This window comes from Pedobacter sp. W3I1, from assembly GCF_030816015.1.
Classification (GTDB): domain Bacteria; phylum Bacteroidota; class Bacteroidia; order Sphingobacteriales; family Sphingobacteriaceae; genus Pedobacter.
In genome coordinates this window covers 6,303,726-6,328,440 of sequence record NZ_JAUSXN010000001.1, presented here as the reverse complement: position 1 = coordinate 6,328,440, position 24,715 = coordinate 6,303,726, and the positions used below count along the sequence as shown (strand labels likewise).

Annotated in this window: 22 protein-coding genes; 10 read left to right on the top strand and 12 right to left on the bottom strand. The window is 38.9% G+C overall.

Translation table 11 applies throughout. The features are described from left to right. The first annotated feature begins 55 nt into the window (after window positions 1-55). The 7 genes from trpC (at window position 56) to QF042_RS25970 (ending at window position 5,719) form a co-directional block, all read left to right on the top strand. Window positions 56-838: an indole-3-glycerol phosphate synthase TrpC gene (gene trpC / locus QF042_RS26000; protein ID WP_307533107.1), complete on the top strand. Its 783-nt coding sequence runs from the start codon at window positions 56-58 to the stop codon at window positions 836-838. A 322-nt stretch (window positions 839-1,160) separates the two neighbouring features. Then, window positions 1,161-2,351 (top strand): GTPase HflX, encoded by a 1,191-nt coding sequence (gene hflX / locus QF042_RS25995; RefSeq protein WP_307533105.1) that lies wholly within the window; start codon window positions 1,161-1,163, stop codon window positions 2,349-2,351. Window positions 2,352-2,746: 395 nt separating this feature from the next. Beyond that, window positions 2,747-3,124 (top strand): 30S ribosome-binding factor RbfA, encoded by a 378-nt coding sequence (rbfA, locus tag QF042_RS25990; RefSeq protein ID WP_029274533.1) that lies wholly within the window; start codon window positions 2,747-2,749, stop codon window positions 3,122-3,124. A gap of 5 nt (window positions 3,125-3,129) precedes the next feature. Beyond that, on the top strand, window positions 3,130-3,759 hold the full coding sequence (locus tag QF042_RS25985) for a hemolysin III family protein (RefSeq protein ID WP_307533101.1): 630 nt from the start codon (window positions 3,130-3,132) through the stop codon (window positions 3,757-3,759). 5 nt (window positions 3,760-3,764) lie between these two features. Next, window positions 3,765-4,451, top strand: a complete 687-nt coding sequence (locus QF042_RS25980) for a peptidoglycan DD-metalloendopeptidase family protein (RefSeq protein WP_307533099.1) — start codon at window positions 3,765-3,767, stop codon at window positions 4,449-4,451. Between the two features lie 224 nt (window positions 4,452-4,675). Next, complete coding sequence (locus QF042_RS25975) at window positions 4,676-5,329, top strand: TonB family protein (RefSeq protein WP_307533097.1); 654 nt, start codon at window positions 4,676-4,678, stop codon at window positions 5,327-5,329. Next, entirely contained in the window at window positions 5,330-5,719 is a 390-nt protein-coding gene (locus QF042_RS25970; RefSeq protein ID WP_307533095.1) for a hypothetical protein, read from the top strand. Here QF042_RS25970 and QF042_RS25965 read toward each other — a convergent pair. After that, complete coding sequence (locus QF042_RS25965; protein WP_307533093.1) at window positions 5,708-6,580, bottom strand: diacylglycerol kinase family protein; 873 nt, start codon at window positions 6,578-6,580, stop codon at window positions 5,708-5,710. The two genes, QF042_RS25970 and QF042_RS25965, sit on opposite strands and share 12 nt — an antisense overlap. Window positions 6,581-6,639: 59 nt before the next feature. On the opposite strand from QF042_RS25965, the gene QF042_RS25960 reads away from it, so the two are divergent. Next, window positions 6,640-7,614 (top strand): App1 family protein, encoded by a 975-nt coding sequence (locus QF042_RS25960; protein WP_307533092.1) that lies wholly within the window; start codon window positions 6,640-6,642, stop codon window positions 7,612-7,614. 421 nt (window positions 7,615-8,035) lie between these two features. Here QF042_RS25960 and QF042_RS25955 read toward each other — a convergent pair whose 3' ends face one another. After that, window positions 8,036-8,404 (bottom strand): YccF domain-containing protein, encoded by a 369-nt coding sequence (locus tag QF042_RS25955; RefSeq protein ID WP_029274540.1) that lies wholly within the window; start codon window positions 8,402-8,404, stop codon window positions 8,036-8,038. 107 nt (window positions 8,405-8,511) lie between these two features. On the opposite strand from QF042_RS25955, the gene QF042_RS25950 reads away from it, so the two are divergent. Beyond that, a complete protein-coding gene (locus tag QF042_RS25950; protein ID WP_307533088.1) occupies window positions 8,512-8,865 on the top strand; it encodes a hypothetical protein in 354 nt (117 codons plus the stop codon). Window positions 8,866-9,029: 164 nt separating this feature from the next. Here the strand turns inward: QF042_RS25950 and QF042_RS25945 are convergent, their stop codons facing one another. After that, window positions 9,030-10,229, bottom strand: coding sequence for a DUF1501 domain-containing protein (locus QF042_RS25945; protein ID WP_307533086.1), 1,200 nt, complete (start codon window positions 10,227-10,229; stop codon window positions 9,030-9,032). 116 nt (window positions 10,230-10,345) lie between these two features. Further along, entirely contained in the window at window positions 10,346-11,788 is a 1,443-nt protein-coding gene (locus QF042_RS25940) for a DUF1800 family protein (protein WP_307533084.1), read from the bottom strand. A 73-nt stretch (window positions 11,789-11,861) separates the two neighbouring features. On the opposite strand from QF042_RS25940, the gene aat reads away from it, so the two are divergent. Next, window positions 11,862-12,494, top strand: a complete 633-nt coding sequence (gene aat / locus QF042_RS25935) for a leucyl/phenylalanyl-tRNA--protein transferase (RefSeq protein ID WP_307533081.1) — start codon at window positions 11,862-11,864, stop codon at window positions 12,492-12,494. A gap of 243 nt (window positions 12,495-12,737) precedes the next feature. On the opposite strand, the gene QF042_RS25930 is transcribed toward aat, so the two are convergent. The 8 genes from QF042_RS25930 to QF042_RS25895 all read right to left on the bottom strand — a co-directional run bounded on the left by QF042_RS25930 (window position 12,738) and on the right by QF042_RS25895 (window position 24,427). After that, window positions 12,738-13,286, bottom strand: coding sequence for a TMEM175 family protein (locus tag QF042_RS25930; protein WP_307533079.1), 549 nt, complete (start codon window positions 13,284-13,286; stop codon window positions 12,738-12,740). Next, window positions 13,286-13,867 carry a hypothetical protein gene (locus QF042_RS25925; RefSeq protein WP_307533078.1) on the bottom strand — a complete coding sequence of 194 codons (582 nt, stop codon included), beginning with the start codon at window positions 13,865-13,867 and terminating at the stop codon, window positions 13,286-13,288. The genes QF042_RS25930 and QF042_RS25925 overlap by 1 nt, the downstream gene beginning before the upstream one ends. A 115-nt stretch (window positions 13,868-13,982) precedes the next feature. Continuing rightward, on the bottom strand, window positions 13,983-14,765 hold the full coding sequence (locus QF042_RS25920) for a DUF1080 domain-containing protein (protein ID WP_307533076.1): 783 nt from the start codon (window positions 14,763-14,765) through the stop codon (window positions 13,983-13,985). A 65-nt stretch (window positions 14,766-14,830) separates the two neighbouring features. Next, complete coding sequence (locus QF042_RS25915) at window positions 14,831-15,148, bottom strand: DUF2892 domain-containing protein (protein ID WP_307533073.1); 318 nt, start codon at window positions 15,146-15,148, stop codon at window positions 14,831-14,833. Between the two features lie 346 nt (window positions 15,149-15,494). Then, complete coding sequence (locus QF042_RS25910; RefSeq protein ID WP_307533071.1) at window positions 15,495-18,386, bottom strand: DEAD/DEAH box helicase; 2,892 nt, start codon at window positions 18,384-18,386, stop codon at window positions 15,495-15,497. Between the two features lie 235 nt (window positions 18,387-18,621). Continuing rightward, a complete protein-coding gene (locus QF042_RS25905; protein ID WP_307533069.1) occupies window positions 18,622-20,022 on the bottom strand; it encodes an efflux transporter outer membrane subunit in 1,401 nt (466 codons plus the stop codon). A gap of 10 nt (window positions 20,023-20,032) precedes the next feature. Further along, the gene (locus QF042_RS25900; RefSeq protein ID WP_307533067.1) at window positions 20,033-23,209 is read right to left on the bottom strand and encodes an efflux RND transporter permease subunit; all 3,177 of its coding nucleotides are present in this window, start codon (window positions 23,207-23,209) and stop codon (window positions 20,033-20,035) included. Between the two features lie 48 nt (window positions 23,210-23,257). Then, a complete protein-coding gene (locus tag QF042_RS25895) occupies window positions 23,258-24,427 on the bottom strand; it encodes an efflux RND transporter periplasmic adaptor subunit (RefSeq protein WP_307533065.1) in 1,170 nt (389 codons plus the stop codon). Between the last annotated feature and the right edge of the window lie 288 nt (window positions 24,428-24,715).

Genomic DNA, 24,715 nt, shown 5'->3' with positions numbered 1-24,715 from the left:
GGGATTAGTTAATTATTAGATGTTGAAACAAGTTCAGCATGACGGATTTATAAAAATGAACATATTAGATAAAATCGTATTACGTAAAAAGGAAGAAATCGCTGCTGCTAAAGCTTTGATCTCTGTTCAGGATTTAGAAAATTCGGTGCATTTTAAGCGGACACCTTATTCTTTTAAAGAGTTTGTGCTGGCAGCAGACCGCACAGGGATTATTGCTGAGTTTAAGCGCCGCTCACCATCAAAAGGGTTAATTAATGGTGTTGCTGATGTTGCTGAAGTAACAAGGGCTTATAACGCAGCAGGTGCATCTGCACTTTCGGTATTAACTGATGTAGATTTCTTTGGGGGTAAAACCGACGATATTCTGGCAGCAAGGGCCGCAAACAATATTCCGATCTTAAGAAAGGATTTTATGATCGATGAATATCAGATCCTGGAAGCAAAAGCCTGGGGTGCTGATATTATTCTGTTAATTGCCTCGATATTAACCCCTCAACAGATTAACAATTTCGGGAAGTTTGCAAAAGATTTAGGATTAAATGTGTTGTTAGAGGTACATAACCTGGAAGAACTGGAGCGAAGCATCTGCCCGAACCTGGATGCCATTGGGGTAAACAACAGAAACCTGGCCGATTTTACCGTAGATATCCAAACCTCGTTTGATCTGGTGAATAAAATCCCGAATGAATTTCTGAAAATCTCAGAAAGTGCGATCAGTAATCCTGAAACCATCAGGGAATTAAAAGCCGCAGGTTTTAATGGCTTTTTAATTGGTGAGAATTTTATGAAAACAGATCATCCGGGTGTTGCGATAAAGGAATTTGTAGCGCAGATATAGTACTTTGCCTTTAAACTAAGGACTTCAGCTTTCTGTTAAATAAACCTGATAAAGCGGAAAACCCACAGCGAGGTACGAGCGAGGATTTGAAGCGATAGCAGGACTTTCGTAACCGAAGTGCACAGACCCCTGTTTTCCAAAAAAAAATAATATTTTGACCACCTCAATCGCCTGAGCATATCTAAGTGTTATGGTTTTGTCGTATTGCCATAGAAGCGATGAAAATCGCTTTTCTCCAAAGGGAACTAAAAACTTTTATTGCATCTCTATGGTTTGTTAATGGATTTACACGTTGGCAAATTCGTATATTTGCCTTAATTACATGGGAAAACAAAAATTATATGATACTGCCATTGTGCAGGAGCGGGCAATTTTAGTTGGAGTGGTTACACCTGGCGAAAAAGAAGCCCAAACAAAAGAATATTTAGATGAGCTGGCCTTTTTGGTAGATACAGCAGGAGGGAAGGTAGAGAAGGTTTTTACACAGAAAATGCTAAAACCAGAGCGTGCTACTTTTGTGGGTACGGGAAAACTGGAAGAGATAAAGGCGTATGTGAAATCGGAAGAAATTGATGTGGTGGTTTTCGACGATGAGTTATCGCCGTCGCAACTGCGTAACATCGATCGTGAACTTGGAGTTAAGGTTTTGGACAGAAGTAATCTGATTCTGGATATTTTTGCCAACAGGGCCCAAACGGCACAGGCAAAAACACAGGTTGAGCTGGCACAATTGCAATATGTTCTACCACGTTTAACGGGTATGTGGACTCACTTGGAACGCCAGAAAGGTGGTATTGGGATGCGTGGTCCTGGTGAAACACAGATTGAAAGTGATAGACGGATTATTTTAAATAAAATCTCTTTGTTAAAGGAGCGTTTAAGAAATATAGACCGGCAGAATGAAACGCAGCGTAAAAACCGTGGACAGTTGATTCGGGTAGCTTTGGTGGGTTATACCAACGTGGGTAAATCGACCATCATGAATATGCTGTCGAAATCGGAAGTATTTGCAGAAAATAAATTGTTTGCAACTTTAGATACGACAGTTCGTAAAGTGGTGATCGAGAATTTGCCCTTTTTGCTTTCCGATACCGTCGGCTTTATCCGCAAGCTGCCTCACCATTTGGTAGAATGTTTTAAATCTACTTTAGATGAAGTACGTGAAGCTGATTTGTTGATCCATGTGGTTGATGTTTCGCACCCTAATTTTGAAGATCAGATCAATACGGTTAATGAAACCTTGAAAGATATTGGCGCAATTGATAAGGACATGATTTTGGTTTTTAATAAAATTGATGCTTATGTTTCGCCAGAGCTTGATGACGAAGAGGATGATGGCAAGCTTACTTTAGAAGACTTTAAGAAAAGCTGGATGAGCCATGATAAAGTGCCGGTTTTGTTTATATCCGCTACAGAAAAAGAAAACTTAGAAGAGTTTAAAACATTATTGTACGATAAGGTTAAAGCTGCTCATGTGGCGAGATACCCGTATGATAGTAATTTGTTATATTAGATTAAATTCCGTCAACATATTGGGGAAATAAGTCTTACAGCTTTTAAACGTGAGCCTCAGTTTGATTATAACAGTCCAATTTTGATGTTTCTAGGTATTTTTAACTTAGAATCGTCACCCTGAATTTATTTCAGGGTCTATTTGTAGTAGAGATGCTGAAATGAATTCAGCATGACGATCGCCTTGGAATGGTATTAATCGAGCTCAGGTTGTGAAGTTTCAAAAGTTTTTACATTTTTAGAATATTTATTATTGATATCATTTAATATTAGCAGACTAGTTATGGTCTGATAATTGATTATTTGATATTGATGATTTTAAAACCTTATCAATTTAATTTTATAGGCCAGGCATGGTCTGATAATTGATTATTGGTAATTGATAATTATAACATTATGGAAAGTAAACGTCAGCAGAAATTTGCAGGAGTATTACAAGAGGAGTTAGCACAGGTTTTTCAGCGGGAAGGTGCTGCGTTTTTGCCCAATACATTGGTAACCATTACCCGCGTTCGGGTTTCGCCGGATTTGGCAGTGGCTAAAGTTTACCTGAGCTTTTTTAATACCAATAATACCACGCTTTCTATCAATACCGTTAACGCACATTCGGGCGAAATCAGATATAAACTGGGAAGCAGAATCCGCCATCAGGTTAGGGTAGTGCCAGAGCTTACTTTCTTTGTAGATGATACCAATGAATACGTAGAACGTATGGACCATCTTTTCGATAAGATTGCTAAAGAACCCAGACAAAAGGACGAAGACAGCGAATAATCTTTGTGAGGAAGCTAAGGGAACCCGTTAATTTCTTCACTCATTTTATACCGGCATTAATTGCGATTCCGGCAGGTTATATATTGCTCCAAAAATGCAATACATCCATTGAATATACTGCAGCCTGGATTTATAGCATAGGTACTTTTATCCTATTTGGCGTAAGTGCCATGTACCATGGCTATCCGGCGACCGATTATGGTGTACGTTTCTGGCAAAAATTCGATCATTGCTGCATTTATCTGATGATAGCAGGCTCTTACACGCCAACTGCTTTGCTGGTTTTCGATGGCTGGTTAAGGTGGAGTTTATTTGCCATTGTATGGATTATTGCCATCGTTGGTTGCCTGCTTAAAATCTTTAACCGCTTAAAAAGCACGGCTATCTCATTGTCTATTTATATTTTAATGGGCTGCTTAATTGTGCCTTTGCTACAGAAAATGCTTGGCACACTACCAATTGGTGCAATTTTCTGGTTATTGTTTGGTGGCGTTTTTTACATTGCCGGAACCTATTATTATGCAAAGGATAAACAGTTGTTTAGGTGGATGCACAGTCACGAACTTTGGCACCTGTTTGTAATTGGAGGAGCCTTGTCTCATTATATTTATAACCTCGTTTATATTTTTAAGTAGATTAAATGCAAACTTTTGAGCAGCTTATTCAAACGAATGCTTCATTGATTCACAAGGTGGTTGATTTTGATGTAAATCATGACCAGCTTTTACCTTTAGATTTTACTGCAGCGAATACCGAGTTAACAGATGAAATTTTGGAAAATACCGATTTGTTTTCTGCCTGGGTAAATGAAAAATTAGCCCGTAATAATGCTCGTTATGGAATTGGCGGTTATGATGAACACCGTACCATATATTCACGAAGTGCTCATTTTGATGCCGGGGATGAAGCCCGCAGGTTACATTTAGGTGTAGATATCTGGGGGGCAGCTGGAACACCGATATACAATTTTTATGATGCCACTGTGCAAAGTTTTGCCAATAACAATAACTTTGGCGATTATGGCGCAACAATTATCTTGGCTTATGAAATAGGTGGACTTAAATTTAATGCCTTATATGGGCATTTAAGTTTGGCTTCGTTAAATGGGCTTAAGGAAGGTGAGTTTATTCCTGCCGGAGCTAAAATTGCAACGTTAGGCGCAAAAGAGGAGAACGGTTACTGGCCACCACACCTTCATTTCCAGCTGATCAAAAACATGGAAGGATTAAAAGGTGATTATCCAGGCGTTTGTAAGTTTAGCGAGCGAGAAAAATACCTGGCAAACTGCCCCGACCCGAATTTGATTTTGAAAGCTACTTTTTATTAATTTTTAACCACTGAATACGCAGAGAAAAAGCACAAGGGTACCGGAGCGGTTCTTAGTCTAGTGTCGTCACCCTGAATTCATTTCAGGGTCTTATTGCAGGAAAGATGCTGAAATAAATTCAGCACGACGGCCGGGTTAGTTTCGTGGCAAAAGAACTCCTCTTTCCTCTGCGAAAAACTTTGCGTTCTTTGCGGTTAAACCTGAATAAACCGTAAATTAGTATCATGAAAAACCTGCTTACCCTTTGTTTGCTTTTCTGCTGTTCATTGGCCATTGGTCAGGTTCAGTTTAAATCGGGTAAAAGTGGTTTTACAAATTTCTTAAGGGAAAATACGATTTATCCTCAGTTTTCGAAAGATAATTGTATCCAGGGAACAGTGAGCGTAAGTTTTAAACTCAATGGCCAGGGTAGGGTTTATTTTTCAAAAATTAGCAAAGGAATATTGTCTGACCTGGATGAAGAAGCCTTGCGATTGGTGCGTTTAAGCAGTGGTAAATGGCAGGTTCCGGCGGGTTACGATACAACAGTTTCGATTGTTGCTCCGGTTAATTTTAAACTTTCGGGCTATAATTGCGAAGGGAAATCAAGTGAAGCCATTCAAGAGGCTATCCGCAGTTATCAGACAGAAGAAGCCTTAACCAACTCGGTCATTAATTTTTATAAAAACATCAGCCAGGCAAAACCCGGACAGGAGGTTCAGATAATTGCCATTAAAAACCAGCTGGGTATTGATGATGAATATTTGGGCGACAGGATAAAAATGGCCTTAAAAAAAATAAAACAGGGCGATAAACAAGGTGCTTGTGAGGATTTTTTATTTGTTAAATATATGGGAAGTAAAAAGGCTGATGATTATTTAGCAAAGTATTGTAAGTAGATGAAGAGCACCAGCAGATTTTTTGCCTTATTGGATATCATCAGCATTCTATTGCTTGCTAAGCAGTTTTGGCAGATTTTAACACACCTGAACGAAATTCCCGATCAGATACTTTCGCAGGCCAAGGTTATTTTACTATTGCCCTTATTTGTATCGCTTTTTATTTCGGCAACGGGTTTAATCTTATTTAAGAAATTCGGCTTTATTACCTATTACATTCAGTTTCCATTCCGTTTGGTGGTATGGATATTTTCTATCGGCTTTATTACTTATCTACCAGAAGTGTTAAATCTCGGCGAACGGTGGTTTGATATTTTATTCCGTATCTGTTTTATTGCCGAATTCTTCAGATTGTATTTTACGATTAAAATTCACCGTTCATCCTTCTGATACCTTAGGTAAAACCACCGTTATGGCAGCAGGAAGAATTTTTGCTTCAACCGTATTCACCTTGCCAATGTATTCTCCATCAACCTGGAAGTGTGCTTTATGTTTCGAAGAAATCTTAACCTCAGCAGTTTGAAATACTTCTATTTTTTTAGGGTTGAAAGGTAATTTGGTGATCCATATTTTTAAGATTTCAAGGTAGGAGTAATCTTTTACCAAAACCACTTCGAAAAGTTCATCGTCTAATTTTCCATCAGGGTTTATCATTAATCCAGAGCCATACCTGGTTGCATTGGCAATGGCCACCATGGCTGCCTTAGAGGTAATGGTTTCATTTTTAAGTTTCAGCTGCACTTCCATTCTGCTATGGTTCCATAAGGCATGCCAGGTGGCTTTTGCATAACCCCACATACCACGCTGAGGCAGGGTATCAAATTTTTTAACCAGATAGGCATTAAAACCTAAATCGGATAAATGGATGCAGATCTCATCGTTAAGTTTAACCACATGAATTTTTTGTAAACGTCCTTCATCCAAAATGGCTAAAGCCAGTTCAATATCAGTTGGTATGCCTAATTCTTTCGCCATCCCATTGGCCGAGCCGGCAGGGATAATCCCGATAGGGATTTCGGTATGCAACATACATTCGGCAACCAGTTTTAAGGTTCCGTCGCCACCAACTGCTACCACGCGATCTGCTTTCGCACTTTTAATCCTCTCTTTTATCTTCTCTAAAGAACAATCTTTAGGTAATTCGAAAAGATCGATCTCTGTATTTTTAGCATCGAAATGGGTAGAAATTACTTCCTTCAAGTTAATGTCATGACTGCCTGAGCCTGGGTTGATGATGAATAATAATTTCATGGGTTACCTTTATGGTTTATATCAACAAACAACTTTTAGTAAACTCTGTTTTAATACAGATGAATAAATCTGTTAGTGTTAAAGTATATCACGGCTATGGCCACACAAACAATTTGGTTGTTTATGGCCATGTTTTTAAACGCAAGGCGAAAACACAGCAGGTATATAGTAATAATCTGTTTGTTAACATCGTACATCTTCTAAAGCTCTTTATCCTAAAACCTTATGCTTTTGTTGAGGTGCGTTTGCAATTTTTCGATCAGACTATTTACAATAAAACCGAAGGAGATGGCTTTTTTAAATTCGAATGGAAGGCCCGACACGATGTGCCTGCGGGCTGGCATTTTGTTAAAGTGGAAGCTGTTGATAAAAACGGAAAAGTTTTAAGTGCTGGAGAAGGCAGGGTATATGTGCCACACATTACGCAATATGCTTTTATTTCTGATGTGGATGATACCGTGATGATTTCTCATTCGGCAACTATTCGAAGGAGGTTGAGAGAGCTGTTTATCAAAAACCCGCATACACGTAAAACTTTTACTGATGCAGCCAGTCACTATCAGCAATTGGCCCTGTCGCATACCGAAGCAAATCGGCCCAATCCTTTTTTTTATGTAAGTAGCAGCGAATGGAACCTGTATGATTATTTGGTCGAGACTTTCAGGTATAATAAACTGCCTGATGGCGCTTTTCTTTTAAATACATTAAAACGATGGAAAGATTTAGTCAGAACAGGTAAAACAGGGCACGAAGGTAAATTATTGAGGGTAATGCGGATTTTAGACGCTTTCCCCAATCAGAAGTTTGTTTTCTTTGGCGATAATTCACAGCACGACCCTGAAATTTATTCGACAATAGTGGAGAAATATCCGGAAAACATTGAGGCAGTGTATATCCGTAATATTCGTCCTGAAAAAGAAGCAGAATCGAAGAAATTTCTCAAAAAAGTAGAGGATAAAAATGTAAAAGCTTGCTTATTTAATGAAAGTAAGGAGGCAATTGAACATTCTAAATCAATAGGTTTGATTCAATAGTTTCAAAGGGCGTCATTTCCGCGCAGGCGGGAATCTTAATGCAACTTAAAATCCTACCAGGGCATTACGATTATTCATAAGTTTTCATGTTTTCAAAGGCATTCATGAGCACTTCGTGGTTTCCAATCAAGTTGGAAATGGCGCTACAATATATAGATGTCCTTCCTGCCCCGATGAAGTATCGTGGGCATCCATTTAATCGGGGCTAAGTACAGGGCTTTTTGCTAATGGGAACAAGCCAAGTTCAATAAACCCGACAGTAGCGACAGCCCCGTCCCGATTTTTCATCGGGATCATGAGGGCTACAGCGAATGGCGGGACTTTCGAATCCGATAAGTGCAGAACCCTGCTTTTCGAAAAAAATGTTTACAGATTTCTCCACTGCGGTCGAAATGACGGAACTATATTAAATTTATTCAAATCAAGAAATCGACTTTCCGAAAGGCGTAAAGGCTAAATTCATCAACTTAAAATGCTGGCGGCCGAATGGAATGCCTACAATGGTAATGCAAAGCAGGATACCGAAAAACAAATGTGTTAACGCAATCCAGAAACCACCACATAAAATCCAGATCAGGTTCATGATGGTAGACAGGCAGCCTGTATTTGAAGAGGTATCAGTGATTTTAACCCCGAAAGGAGCAAGGCCTACAATGGCAAATTTAAAACACTGAATGCCAAAAGGAATGCCTACAATAGTTAGGCAAAGGATTAATCCTCCAATAATATATTCGAAGAAAATAAAGATACCGCCAAAAATAATCCAGATAATATTGCCTAAAAAGTTCATTATGTTTTTTAATTTAAGATTTAATAATGGGTATTTTGTTACAGTTGGTTAATGCATTCTAATTGGATTCTTCGTAATTTAGAATCACACACAAAAGGAAACATAACATGAAAAAATTAATTCTTGCAGCGGCGTTCGTCGCATGCTTTGGGCTGTCGCGTGCCAAAGCGCAAAATGTAAATGGCGTGAAGCTGACTGATATTCACGCGGATTATATCCAGATTCGTGCCGTAAAAAGTTTTTTAGCAGATAAACAATGGGTTGCGCTCGAATATGGACAAAAGGTAGGCGATTATAGCGAACTGTACATCAGAGATGACAACGATAAAAAACTCGAGTTTAATTCAGCAATTGATGCCGTGAACAAAATGAAAGCCTATGGCTATGAGTTGTTTAGTGTTTACACTGAGCAGGTGGATCAATCTTCAAACCGACCGGTATATGTATTAAAAAGGAAGTAAAGATTTATTTTTGGTGCAAAATAAGAAGAGGCTATATCATTAATATCAATTTGTCATCCTGAGCCTGTCGAAGGACTCACTAAAAATGTATAGCAAGGCGTTTCGACTAGCTCAACGTGACAGATTTATATCTTTTAATATGGCTTCTTCCTTTGGCGCTCAACTTATATAAAATCAAGCGTATTAAATTTTTTGTTCAAAATATCTGCATTGTTTACATCTAACCATTTATCTAAAATGGTACCATAAACCTGCCTGAAATCCAACTGATATTTTAAATCGCCGGTATCTAAATCACTTAGGTTAGGGGCTGCATTAAAGATTCCTTGTTTCTTCAATTTCCCGCCAAAAACAAACATATTATTTGCCGTTCCATGGTCGGTACCGTTACTGGCGTTTTGTTCTACCCTACGGCCAAATTCAGAGAAGGTAATCACCAGGGTATCCTCAAGCTTATTGTTCGATTTTAAATCTTTCAAAAAAGCAGCCATGCCCTCGCTATATTGTTTAAGCAGATTGCCTTGCTGACCAATTTGATTCACGTGTGTATCGAAACCACTTAACGATACGTAATAAACCCTGGTTTTTAATCCCGAAGAAATAAATTTAGAAACCGTTTTCAACTGGTTTGCAAAACCCGATGTTGGGTAAGTAGATTTAGACTGATAAATTTTGGAGGTATTCTGAATATAACTGGCAGAAGATGAAGTTTCGATCATGGTTTTATACAAATAGCCTAAATTATCTTCATCTAAATGTTCCTTGTCATTCTGCAACATCGCCTTAAAAAACGGATCGTTCGTATTGCGGAACAAAGCTGCAGGATCTTTTAATGCAATTCCTTTTTTGGTTTGCCCTTTCATCGCCAGAGAGAGTGAGTCGTCAACTTCTATTGCGGTATAAGGGAATTTGCAGGTTTGGCAATTGCTATCTAAATAACGGCCAATCCATCCGGTTGATAAAAATTGATTGCTATCGCTACCCGTTTGCCAGATATCCATCGAACGGAAATGCGAGCGGTCTGGGTTGGGGTAGCCAACATCATTGATAATAGTCATCCATCCTTGATCATAAATTTCTTGCAAGGCGGCCATGTTGGGGTTTAAGCCCTGCATATCGTTAAGTTTAATTACCTCTTCAGGTTTAATGGCAATACTTTTTCTTTTTTGATAATAAATGTCGTTTCCAAAGGGAACAACCGTGTTTAAGCCGTCATTTCCGCCAGAAAGTTGTACTACAACCAGGTTTTTGTAAAGGCTCAATTCATCAAGTGCCATGGCCTCAAGTGGTTTCATAAAAGCCGGAACGAATAGCGAACCTGCTGCTACAAACCCTGTATTTCTTAAAAAATTTCTTCTGTTCATGGTGTAATTTTTTTTGTTGATGGTCTTTAGTCAATGGTTCATGGTTTAATGGTTAATTGCTTGGGCGCTTAGCTAATTGGCTATTTGACCATCAACCATCGACTATTAACTGTTCTCTAGCACAACTGATACTCGGGCATACTGGTAATTTCGACTGCAGTACTTCTCAATCCTTTATTATCGCTTACCATGGTTGTTATTTTAGCATTTAATTTCGGTTGCAATAAAAACTCGGTTAGTTCCAATGGCGTTAATCCTTTTGGCAAGGTGTTTAAAAATTTAGGCCAGTCTGCATTTGCGTTTACGTACGATTTTGGTTTCATATTGGCATTTGCATTGGTGGTCGCTGTGCGGCTTAAGGCAATTACCGCTTCATCTTCAGGATCGGCTTTACCGCTAAAATCGATTTCGCCATCATTTAAAACCAGCGAAGGAATGCGCATCCTTAACATTAATGATGAACTATCAATCCAGCTTTGCCCGCCAGGCCAGCCTGCAACATTTGGCGGATTAAATAAATATTGCCCCAGACTGCTTTGTAGCTGTATTAAAACCTGTGGTTTGTTATAAGTAACATAAAACTCACGACTTAAGCCCACCAAAAATTCGGCAGGCGACTTAATTTTTGTGCCTACATTTTCAGGGCTATAGAACCAATCAGAGGTAAACATTTTTTTCATCATCGAGGCGATGTCGTATTTCGAGTTATAAAAATGAGCGGCAAGTTCTTTAACGTGGGTCTCATTCGGATTATCATTTACGAAGAATTTATATACTTTCCGGGCGATAAACTGCGAGGTTTCAGGTTTCTCGAGAATAATATCGATGATGTTTTCACCTTCAAAATTCCCGATTTTACCGAAAAAGGTTTTTGTTCCGGAATCATGCAGGTTTTGTCTGAAAATAAACGAGCCATCTTTGTCATACATCCATCCGGTAAAAGAGCGGGCAGATTCTTTAATGTCCTGCTCGGTATAATTTCCTCTACCTAAGGTGAAAAGTTCCATGAGCTCGCGCGCGAAGTTCTCATTTGGTTTACCTTTTCTGTTCTGCTGGTTATTCAGGTATTGCAACATCGCGGGCGACTTAGAAACCTCAATCAATAAGGTTTTAAAGCTGCCCAGTGCATTTGTTCTTTGGATGTTATTTAGTTGTTGTGCAAAAAATGGATTGTTGCTGCGGCAGGCAAAGTGACCATGCCAAAAAAGTGTCATCTTTTCCCTTAACGGGGCATCGGTATTGATCATTTTGTTAATGAACGCAATATTCAGGTCGCGGCTTACTTCGTTTTGCTCACGCACAATCTGCTGACGCATTTTCTTTTCTTCATCATTCAGGTCTTTTTTTGAGTATAAACCCGCCTGAACCAGAAGCTGCCGTTTCGATTCGTAATCATTCACTAAATTAATGGGATCGTTTTTTTGGGAATCTTTAAGCAGATTATCTACCACCTTAGCGAGGTTTTTCTTGCTTAATTTTTGTAAGTCTGCATAAGAAATGCCGAAGCCGGCACGGTGATAAAGATGTTTTACTTTTAAGAAATTATCTTTTGCGCTCATAATGAACTGTTTTACAGTATGACATATTTAAAACGCCAGGGTTTAATCTTTGTTTTCTTTCTTATTTTTGTTTATGTTTTTTCAGTTACCAGATGATCACCCAGGCTTTCCAGATCCGGCTTTGGCAGAAGAGGATGGTTTATTGGCCATTGGGGGTGATTTGAGTATGGAGCGATTGTTAGTTGCCTATTCGAATGGTATATTTCCATGGTTTAGCGAAGGGGAACCAATCCTCTGGTATTCGCCACACCAACGTTGTGTGATTTATCCTGATAAGATCAAGATCAGTAAAAGCATGCGGAAAATTTTAAATCAGGAAGTTTTCAAGATCACCTTTAATCAGGATTTTACAGAAGTGATCCGCAATTGTGCAACTACTGAAAGGAAAGGTCAGGATGGTACCTGGATTACGAACGAAATGCAAGAGGCTTACATCAATCTTCATCAACAAGGTTATGCGCACAGTGTAGAGGTTTGGTTAGCTGATCAACTGGTTGGAGGCTTATATGGTTTAAAAGTAAACCGTGTTTTTTGCGGCGAAAGTATGTTTAGCCATGTCAGCAATGCCTCAAAAGCAGCATTGATTTTTTTAAGTAAAATGAATATCGATTTAATCGATTGCCAGTTGCCCAACGATCATTTAATGAGTTTGGGTGCAGAGATGATTAATCGTGAATTGTACATGGAGACGCTTCAGAAGGCATGATGTCAACAGGCATTTTGAGTTTTATCTGGAGCGCAGCTGGCTACAGTTATTGGGGTTTCTTCCCGCTTTACGTTTTACTTCAATCGGGGCTAGATGGCCAGGGCTGGCATTACAATTATTGGTGAAGTATTTATGCCAAAGAGGTTAATTTTGGTGGCTTTTGTAAATCTAAGTCTGCATTAATGTTATTACCCGTTATTCCCGTCAATTAAGCCTTGTTCTCGCATTGCATTTTCTATCCGTTTATCCGGAATAAACCAGATACAGGCTACAATGAAATAAAGTGCAACACCAATCCATGGGTTTATAAAACTTAATGCAATGCCCGATATAAAAAAGTAATGAGAATTTCCCTTTTGCATCGTTCCCAATGGCATGCACCACAAGCGAATGCTGTCCTTCTGTTCTTTTGATTACGATTACCAACAGGGTGTAAGAAACGGCGGCAAGCAGGAGCACAGCGCCGTAAACCGCAACCGGCCATAAGGCAAAATGATGTTCACCCATCCACCCGGCAGCCACCGGAAATAAAGAAAGCCAGAACAGAAAATTAAGGTTGGCCCAAAGCATTGATCCATTTACTTTTTTAACGGCATGCATTAAATGGTGGTGATTATTCCAGTAAATACCTACGTAGATAAAACTTAAAACATAGCTGATGAATTTTGGAATAAGTGGTTTTAAGCTTGCTAAAGTTTCACCATGCTCCGGAACCTTAATCTCTAAAACCATAATGGTGATGATAATTGCAATTACCCCATCACTAAATGCTTCTAATCTGCCTTTGTTCATTATTGTTTTTTTGTTAGGTAATCTATTATGCCTTGTCTGTATTCCTGATCCTTTTCGTTTAAAGCTATAAGCTGATTGGTGAAGTCGAAATTTATAAAAAGTTCAGGAACGTCTGTATCTGTTTGTAGAAATGCTTTAAATCGATATTGCCCAGAATTATAATCTACATCTGTTTCATTTAAGTTTGCTACCTCAAAAATCATCTTATCAGTACGCATCCCACTTTTTGATTTAAAATTATATAGAGATGCAAGTGAAGTTAAAAATCTGTCACTCTCCTTACCTAAGGACCGCAATGAAATTCCATTTGATAAAAATGTGTTTTTCATATCTCCATTCACGATACCAGCCTTGATATTTTTTTTCAATGAAATTTCGAGGCCAACCGTATCAGTGTTATGTAGCCCTTGGACTTTGAAAATTATTGTAGAATCTGTTTCTTTTTTGCCTACAATGTTTAATGCCAGGTCAATAAATCCATCGCCTGCTTTTTTTACTACAATTTGTGGTAAATCTTTTTCCGGAGGTTTGCAAGAAAACAGAAACAATAAAGTAATCACACAAAGCAAATTTCTTTTCATTTTTTGAAGGCGTTAGATCGTATTTAGTTTGACTACAATTATCTGTTAATTTATTTATAAAAACAAAACCTGCAAACTTTTGGCCTGCAGGTTCCTTATTGTTGTTTTGTTGAAATTATAATTCTCTTACCCAGATGTTCCTGTAACTGATAGCAGGACTTGGATCACCGTGATCTTGTAATTTAATTGAAGCAGGGCCATGTTTTTTATATTCAGGGGCACCAATATACCTGGTTTCACCTTTTAACACAAATCCGTTCTGTAAAAGTACCCCATTTAAAAATACGGTAACACTTGCTGGTTTTTGTACTATTCCATCTTCGTTAAAACGTGGCGCGTTCCAAATGATGTCGTAATATTGCCATTCGCCTGGTTTCTTGTTGGCATTGGCTAAAGGAATTGCTTGCTTGTAAACACTTCCAGTTTGTCCGTTAACATAGGTTTTGTTGTTATAAGCATCCATAATCTGGATTTCGTAACCGTCATCACCACCGCCTGTTGAGGCTAAAAATACACCGCTGTTTCCGCGTGCCTGGCCTTCACCAGAAATATTTTCAGGAATTTTCCATTCCATATGTAGCTGGTAATCGGTAAACTTCTTATTGGTTTCGATATTGCCTGTGCCTTTTTTTACTGTAAAAAATCCATCGTCTATAGTCCATGCTGCTGGTTTAGAAGGATCTTTAACGGAATGCCATGCATCCAGATTTCTTCCATTGAAAAGGATAATCGCATCAGATGGCGCATCCTGAGGGAATTTACCTGGCGTAACAATTTTAGGAACGGGTTCCCAAACTTCGGTAGTTTTGGGGTCTTTGGCAGGATCTGGTTTTTTATCTTGTGCCATAGCTTGTCCTGCAAAAAGTGCGGGAATAAATAATAGTGTGTACTTGTTCATGATAATGGGTTAACTTTTTAAAGTTAACCAGTTTATTAAGAAATAGAAATTTAGTATTTAAAATTTTACCCTAAATCGTCAACAACATAAGTTTCGCTTATAATCACCTCATCAGGGGTTAGGTCTTCTTTTTGTTGCTCGGCCAAATCGCGCATTGGGCAATAACCTGTTATGCCACGGTATAATAAGCCTGCACCAATTGCTGCACCGGTTAGGCCTATTACCGGATGTGAAAAAATACTGGTGATACCTTTAAAAAGTAAATATGTCCCTGCAGCGCCAGATAACCAACGCTCAGATTTTGAAACGTTTTGGAATAACTCTGGGTACTTCCAAGCTTCCTTAACATTGTTTACAGCCGTATTAAAATCTTGATTTGTCATGATGATAGAATTTATATTCTATGGTATAACAAATAAGGTAGGAATGAGTTTTGAAAGAATTTTAATTGGGGAGGGTACTTTGTATTAATTTAACCACCTAAGACACTTTAGATCATTTAAGGGATTTGTTAGGTTGTAGAGTCGGTAAATTTAACCTGATCTCCTGTGTTCGTCATCCTGAACTTGTTTCAGGATCTTAATGGCCAGATGGATGCTGAAATAAATTCAGCATGACGATAGCTCTAGGGATGACGAATGCGTGAGGTTTAACTCAAAAATTCAATACGTATGGGCATTATACTAACCAATGAACCAATGACTAATGAACCAATCGCCTGTGGCGATTTTAATTCAATATATCCCGTATATCTTCCTTGCTTAACGATTTAAAGAAACTTTCTTCAGTTGTAATTAAGGAATTTGCCAGCGATTTTTTACGGTTCTGTAAAGCGAGGATTTTCTCTTCAACGGTATCTTTTGCGATGAATTTGTAGATGAATACCTTTTTATCCTGTCCAATACGGTGCGTTCTATCAATGGCTTGTTGTTCTACTGCAGGGTTCCACCATGGATCGAGGATAAAAACATAGTCGGCCTGAGTTAGATTTAAACCCACGCCACCAGCTTTTATAGAGATTAAGAAGACCTTTAGCTCGGTATTCTGCTGAAATTCGGAAACGATCTCGCCACGATTACGGGTTGAGCCATCCAAATAAGCAAATGGAATATGCTCCGCTTCAAAATGTTTTTTGAAGATATCCAGATGTTTTACAAACTGAGAAAAAACCAAAACTTTGTGTCCGCCTTTAAGTACGTTATCCAGCGTATGGATTACGTTTTCAAACTTTCCCGAATCTGAAACATAAGCGCTATCAATCATTATGGGATGGTTGGCCAGCTGACGTAAGGCTGTTAATCCTTGTAATAGCTGCACCTGTTTCTGTGCGAAAGTTCCATCGTCCATGCTCTGCAACAAATCGTTGCGGTAGGCCGATTTTGTTTTTTCATAATAAGCGGCCTGATCTTCGCTCATGTCGCAATAAATTACCTGTTCCGTTTTAGGTGGTAATTCTGCCGCCACTTGCTCTTTTGTTCTACGGAGTACAAAAGGCTTGATAATCGATTGGAGTTTACGCGCTTTTTCTTCGTCCTTTTTCTTTTCTATCGCCTGCACATATTCTTCGTAGAAAAATGCTTGCGTACCTAATAAACCAGGATTTAAAAAAGTTAATTGCGACCATAAATCACTCACTGAATTTTCAACAGGTGTACCGCTCAGAATCAATTTATGTTTCGATTTTAAGCTTCTAACGGCTTTGAACGATTTTGATGCCGGGTTTTTAATATTCTGACTCTCATCGAGAATAATGTAATTGAAATAAAAGTTTTTCAATTCATCAACATCCACTCTGGTTACCCCGTAAGTGGTAATGATAATATCGTAATTGGCAAAATTGGCAACATCTTTATTTCGGTTGGTGCCTGTATGTGCCAGTATTTTAAGTTTTGGCGTGAATTTTTTAGCCTCTGTTAACCAGTTGTAAATTAAAGAGGTAGGCATGATGATGAGGGAGGTCGTTTGTGTTTCAAGCAATTGATCATCTTCCTTCACCTTTTGCAGCATGGCCAACGTTTGGATGGTTTTACCCAAACCCATGTCGTCTGCTAAACAACCACCGAAATTGTATTCGCGTAAAAAGCTGAACCAGTTATAACCGGCTTTCTGGTAATCGCGTAAACTGCCTTTAAAATGAACAGGCATTTGCGTATCGGCAATATCTTCAAAGTCTGACAGGCGTTGGAGTTTGCGCTCGAGGGTTACGTTAGCTAAACTATCTTCGGCCAAATCGTTAATTAAACCAATATGATGTTTCTTTAATTTTAGCGTTTTTCCGGCTTCTGCCAAACTGAACAAACTACCGTATTGCGTAAACCATTTATCGGGAATAATGGCCACTTCGCCATCGGGCAATAAAAACTCACGCTTTTTATGTAGAATATGCTGTTTTAAAGAGAGGAAAGGGATCTGGTATTTTCCAAACCATACTACGGCATGGATATCGAACCAATCGTTTCCCTCTTTAACTTCAAGATCTATTTTGCTGGCGCCGAGTACGAATTTTTTCTGCCCTGTGGCCTGTTCAATTTCGAAACCCGATGCTTCTAAGATCTCAATGTGTTCGTTTACCCAATTAATAGCGCCATAGCTCGGATTTTCTTCGGCAGAGGCTACTTCCAGATTACTGAATAAGGAACTCGTTTTTTTAAGCCCTAAGGAGAGCAGTAGGTTAAACTGTTTTTTCTCCCATTCTGCCGAACGTTTGATGCGGTGAAAAATATAGTTATCGGCTGTTTTTTCTAAACGTACGGTTACTTTATGTGCATTCTCCACAGGGAAAGTATATTCGCCATATTTAAAGTACAACTGAATCTGAGAAAGTCCGCCATCCACATACAAAACTTTAATTACTGGTATAGCTTCAAATTGTTCAGTCCTGATTTCGAAACCTTCGGCATACACATGGTGTTTCTCGATTAAAGGGGCAACAAATTTTTCGAAATAAGTGGCTTCAGTTGTTTTAGGTATGGCAATAAAGCGCTTATTTAAAAAAGGTTGCAGTTTTTTTCCTTCAATATCCTGATCAAAAAAGTACAATACATCGTTAAGCAATAACCACGCAGGTTTGTTGCTGATGATCTGTGCTTCTTTAAACATAAATTCGATGCGGAGATTCTGATATTTGATGGTGGGAAAATAACGTGTTTCAGTTTCATTCCTGCGGAAATGAAAAAGAATAGATGCGGGCTCATCAGCCAGTTCGATTTTACGTTCTACCGGCCAGCCATCTTTGTCCATTACATAAAGCTCGTTTTTAACCTTTAAAAGCTCTAAAGCTTCAGCAAGTTTCTTCTCGATTTTAGGGCGAACATTTTCGTAAAATTTATTGTCGAAAATTTTAGTGAAAAACTCAGTTGGCCTGATTAATTTTTTATAATATTTTTTAATTAGCGAATCTTGTTCAATGTCATCTAAAATTTTGATCAGTTTATAATCAATATCGCTTAAACAGGCATTAAATTCTTCTGCTGTATGTGTAAAAACCCGTTGATAAGTAAAAGAAAAATCCCCCTGTGGGTTGAGTTGAACCACGTGAGGTTCAATTAAATAGCCCAAGTACTCATGTTTGCACAAAGAGTACACCACTTTACAGGCTTTAGAACTATCGACACGTAACATTGATGGAGATAAAATTTTTTTCTAAGCTAAGCGCTTAAAAAACTTTAAACTTACAATATTTTGAGGTTACATCAAAAAGAATGTAGCGGTTTTGAGATAAAAATTATCAGTTTTTTATCGAAGTTTAAAAAAACGGTTAATTGATTGGATTCGTTGGAAACGAGCATGAGCGAATCAGACTATAAAAAAAGGCACCCTGAAAATCAGAATGCCTTAAAAACTTGTTAATTATTTCTTACTTCCAGCCACCGCCTAATGCACGGTATAGATTTACTACCGACTGTAGTTTTTGTAATCGATCATTAATTCCACTTAATTGAGCGGTTAACAAACTTTGTTCTGAAGTTAACACATCAGTGTAGTTTGTTGCTGAACTGTAACGCAACAATTCTTTGGTGAAATCTACCGCTTTGGTTAAAGAGGCAATTTGTTTTGCCCTTGTTTCTTCTTTTTCTGAAGCCGTTTGATAAGCGTACAAAGCATTCGATACTTCCTGTCCGCCGGTTAACAGTGTTTGTTGAAAGTTGTAGAAAGCAATTTGCTGATTCGCTTCAGCTGTTTTTAAACGAGCCTTGTTTGCTCCTTTTGCAAAAATGGGCTGCGTTAAACCACCCACCAGATTATAGAAGATAGATTTGCTGAAAAAATCCTGTAATTGTAAGCTTGATAAGCCCCCTGCTGCGGTAATGGTTAAAGCAGGATAAAAGTAAGCTTTAGCCACGTTTGTGTTTTCGAAAGCTGATCTGAAACCAAATTCAGCAGCTATCACATCCGGACGGTTTTTTAACAATTGTGCAGAAACGCCGGTTTGTAAATTAGCATAAGGGGTCTGCTGATCTAATGTAGTGCGGTTAATCGCATTTGGCGCTTTAGCAACCAAGACACTTAGCGCATTTTCAGCTTCTTTAATGCTTCTTTTTAAATCGGGCAGGGTTACCTGAGCTGCGTATAAATTAGCTTCACTCTGTACAACCGCCGCGCCATTAACTACAGCGCCTTGTTTTAAGGCTTTCATGGTTTCTACATCCTGCGTTCTTACTTTAATGGTTTGCTCGGTAATCGCCAATTGTTTGTCAAGTGCCAATAAAGTGTAATAATTGTTGGCAATAGTGGCAATTAACTGCGTTTGAACAGCTCGTTTTGCTGCATCACTTTGTAGTAAAGTAGCATAAGCGCCACGTTTTGCACTGCTTAATTTCCCCCAAATGTCAGCCTCCCAACTGGTGCTCAATTGTGCTTTATAGGTTTGGGTTTCCAGGTTGATGTTAATGCCTGCCGGAAAATTCTGCGCTGCTGCAGAAGCTTTATTGTCGGTTACATTTACATCGGCCTGTAAGCTTGGCAATAATGCCCCACGGCTTTGAATTAAAGTGGCTTCTGCAATTTTAATGCGCTCAATCGCTTGTTTCAAGTCTAAATTTTCATTTATCCCCTGTTGGATCAGCGACTGTAAAGTGGTATCTGAGAACAACGTTTTCCATTGCAGGTCCGCAATAGTGGTTGTGTCTGTTGTATTATGATCACGGTATAAACCTTCGCTCTTTAGCTGTGGGCGCTCGTATTTTTTAGTTACGCAGGCGCTTAAGCTGAGGATGGCTAAACCGATTAAAATGGAATGCTTATATCTAAATTTCATGATTTTAAAATTAATGTGGACGGTTAACCGCTAGCTCATACTCTTCTTCTGTTTGTTCGCGATCAATGCCTTCCTCAAAAGGAGAATTGTTACTTATTTTTTCCTGTAAGGTTTGGAAAACAATGAACAAGGCTGGGATTACAAACACGCCAAATATAGTACCGATTAACATACCGCCTACAGCTCCTGTACCAATTGAGGTATTACCTGCTGCACCAACACCTGATGACAACATTAAAGGCAATAAACCCAGAATAAAAGCAAAAGAGGTCATCAAAATCGGGCGTAAACGGGCTGTTGCACCATCAATAGCCGCGTTAACAATACTCATTCCCTTTCGTCGCCTGTCTACCGCATACTCTACAATTAAAATGGCATTCTTTGCAAGTAGTCCCACAAGCATGATCAGAGTGATTTGCGTATAAATGTTATTGTCTACGCCAAATATCTTATCAAAAATAAATACACCGGCCAAACCGATTGGCAATGAAAATAAAACCGCCAATGGCAAGATATAACTTTCGTACTGCGCCGAAAGGAGGAAGTACACAAATATTACGCAAAGCAGGAAGATAAAAATTGTCTGGCTGCCGCTGCTTACTTCTTCACGCGATAAACCCGAGAACTCATATCCATAACCTGCTGGAAGATGGATTGCCGCTTCTTCCTGAATGGCCTTAATGGCATCACCTGAACTAAAGCCTGCATTAGGGTTACCTGTAACGGCAATCGAGGTATATAAGTTAAAGCGTGAAATAGCCTGTGGTCCGTAAACTTTTTCTAAAGTGATAAACTCAGAAATAGGAGCCATTGTACCGCTCGAATTACGTACGTAAATGCTGGTTAAACTTTGTTGGTTGGCCCGGTACTTAGCATCTGCCTGGTACATTACCCGGTACTGTTTACCAAATTTATTAAAGTTTGAGGCATAAACACCACCATAATAACCCTGTAAAACACCCAATACATCGCTAACCGTTAAGCCTGCTTGTTTAACTTTTGCCACATTTACATCAATCTGATATTGTGGGAAATTCGGATTAAACGAGGTTGACGCATATTGAATTTCCGGACGTTTACTCAAGGCTCCTAAAAATGCATTACCTACTTCGTTGAATTTTTTGATATCGCCGCCGGTTTTATCCTGTAACTGGAATTCGAAACCACCACCGGTACCAAAACCCTGAATGGTTGGTGGAGCAAAGAAAATTACTTTTGCCCCCTTTATACCGGCTGCTTTAGCAAATAATTCGCCAATAATGGCTTTAACATCGCGTTTGCGTTGATCCCATGGTTTAAGCCTTGCGATAACCATACCATAAGAACTACCTGAACCACTGATTAAGCTTCGGCCAACAACCCTGAATGTAGCCTCTACTTCTGGTACCTTACTTACAATATCATTAATTTTTACAATAATTTTATCGGTTTCTTCCTGTGAGGTTGAAGGAGGCAATGAAATATCAGAGAAAACTGTTCCTAAATCCTCGTTTGGTACGAAACCTTTAGGCGTAGTATTCATAATCCATACCAGCACCACTGCGAAAATAGCAATTCCTAAACCTGCAAGCCATCTTTTTTTACCCAGGAAGCCTACAGAACGTTTATATTTTTGCGTAAAGGCATCAAATGAAGTATTGAAAGCGGTATAAAAACGTTGTAAGAAATTTTTGCTTTTTTCGTGATCTTCTGCGTGTGGTTTTAAGAACATCGCACACAATGCCGGACTTAAGGTTAAGGCGTTGATGGCCGATAAAATAATCGCAATAGCAAGTGTTAAACCAAATTGTTTATAAAATACACCCGACGAACCCTGGATAAAACTTACCGGGATAAATACCGCCGCCATTACCAGTGTAATTGAAATAATCGCACCACTAATATCATCCATTGCATCTTTCGTCGCCTTTTTAGGGTCTTTGTAACCGGCATCGAGCTTCGCATGCACCGCCTCAACCACTACAATGGCATCATCTACCACGATACCGATGGCCAGTACCAATGCAAATAAGGTTAACAGGTTAATGGTAAAGCCGAACAAACTCAGGAAGAAGAAGGTACCTATAATAGCTACAGGAACACTGATTGCAGGGATTAAAGTTGAACGGAAATCCTGCAAGAAGATAAATACCACCAGGAACACTAAAATGAATGCTTCTATTAAGGTGTGAATTACCTTTTCGATTGAGGCATCCAGGAAGTTATTTACGTTAACAACCGTTTCGTAATGAACACCTTTAGGGAAAGAAGTTGCCGCTTTATCTAAAGTTTTGATTGAGTTTTCAATTACTTCTTTCGCATTCGAGCCCGCTGTTTGACTAATGGCGATACCTAAGGCGGGTTTACCATTAAACTTTACATAACTGGCATAACTTTGTGCGCCAAGTTCTATCCTGGCCACATCTTTTAAACGAAGGATCTGCCCGTTTGCATCCGCTTTAATAATGATGTTGCTAAACTCGGTTTCCGTTTTTAAGCGGCCACTGTATTTTAACGTGTATTGAAAAGCCTGATTTCCCTGTTCACCGAACTGCCCTGGGGCAGCTTCGATGTTTTGCTCAGCAAGGGCTATGCTTACATCGTTTGGTACTAACCCATAAACGGCCATTACTTCTGGCTTAAGCCAGATCCGCATGGTATAATCTAAGGTACCAAATGCACTTGCATCACCCACACCGCTAATCCTTTTAATTTCGGGGATGATGTTAATGTTGGCATAATTCTGTAAAAACTTCTGGTCGTATGATGGATCATCACTGTAAATGGCGAAAATAAGCAAATTACTCGCTTGTCTTTTTGCGGTGATTACACCCGATCTGGTTACCTCTGCTGGCAATAAACTGGTTGCCCTGGCTACACGGTTCTGCACATTAACTGCTGCTAAATCGGCATTTGTACCTAATTTAAAGTTGACTGTAATGGTTGCACTACCATCATTACTGGCACTAGAAGTCATGTAGGTCATGTCTTCTACACCATTTATCTGCTCTTCCAGCGGTACAACAACACTACTCATTACCACATCGGCATTTGCCCCCTGGTACGAAGCCGATACCTGAACGGTTGGCGGTGCAATTTCGGGATATTGCGAGATGGGTAAAGTTACGAGGCCTAATACACCTAATATTACAATTATAATGGATATAACTGTTGATAAAACGGGCCTGTCTATAAATTTCTTAAACATAATTAATATGGATTACACTGCTATAGTGTGATTGCACTGACTATATTGTTATTTTTTTATTTCAGCATAAACTGAATCGGTATTTTTTACCTCAGGTTTAATTTTAGTCCCGTCTTTTAAAGATTGAAAGCCTTCTAAAATAACTTTATCACCTGCTTTAAGCCCTTTGGTAACCACGTAAAAATTATCCTTGGCCAATTCCATCACCTCAATTTGAGTATTAATCACCTTAGCCGAATCGCCTAAAATGTAAACAAACTTCTTGCCCTGTAAATCAATCGTCGATTTTTGAGGGACTAGAATTGCATTCTCAACGTGCTGAGGAATTCTAACGGATGCACTTGCACCATTTTTTAATAAGAAAGTCGGATTTGGAAATGTTGCCCTTAAACTTGCCGAACCAGTGCTGGTGTTAATTTGTCCGTTGATTGATTCGATCTTACCGTTCTGCGCATAGATTGTTCCATCGGCAAGAACCAAACTCACCGCAGGAATGTTTTTCATTTGTTGCGCAAGCGTATTCCCTTTATACGTATTAGAAAAATCTAAAAGCTGTTTCTCGTTTAACGAAAAGTATGCATAAACTTTAGAGGTGTTAGAAACAGTAGTTAATGGCTGTGTGCTGCTGCTGCTCACCAAACTTCCATTTCTGAAAGGGATACTGCCAACTACACCATCAACAGGGCTGGTAATCGAAGTATAACCTAAATTAACCTGTGCATTTGCCAGTTCTGCTTTTGCTTGTGCCAATGCAGCTTTTCTGCTTTGAAGTGTTAGCAATGCTGCATCCAGATCATATTTGCTAATAATATCTTTCTCTACCAAAGGTTTGGTTTTGTTTACCGTTAGCTGAGCAGCGTTTACATCAGCTTCTGCACTGCTAATTGCGGCTCTTGCTGTTCTAACTTGTTGCTGGTACTGTGGTGCATTAATGGTGAAAAGTAACTGACCTTTCTTAACTACCGCACCTTCATCTACCAATATTTTTTCGATAAAGCCATCAACTTTCGGACGGATATCGATGTTTTGAATCCCTTCAATTGTTGCCGGATAATCAGAATTTAAGGTTGTATTTTGTGTGGTTACTGTAAAAACAGGGTAAGCTTGTGGACCAGCTGCTGCTGCAGCGGCAGCTTTTTTAGCTGCATCGTTATTTCCGCAGGATGCCAAAAGCATACCAATGCTCATGCTAAAAAAGAGAGTTGTTACTTTTCTCATGGGTATTTTTGTGTATTTAAATTTAAATTCCGGAATTAAGGGCGTTATCGAAATATAGGACTTCGATTTTCGCCGATCAGTGCCCAAAAATAGAGCCTAAAAAAAAATAATTCTGTCCAAATTCTGTCATTTAATCAATCGATTGATTTATTTTTTAATTGAAAACGTATCGGACTTGCTTTAAACTACTCTTATAGATGGTGTTGTCGTATTTTTTTTCATAAAAAACAGTGTGTAAATATCTTGCGACAGATGTTAAAAGCTGTTAATTTAAAGGAAATATACGAT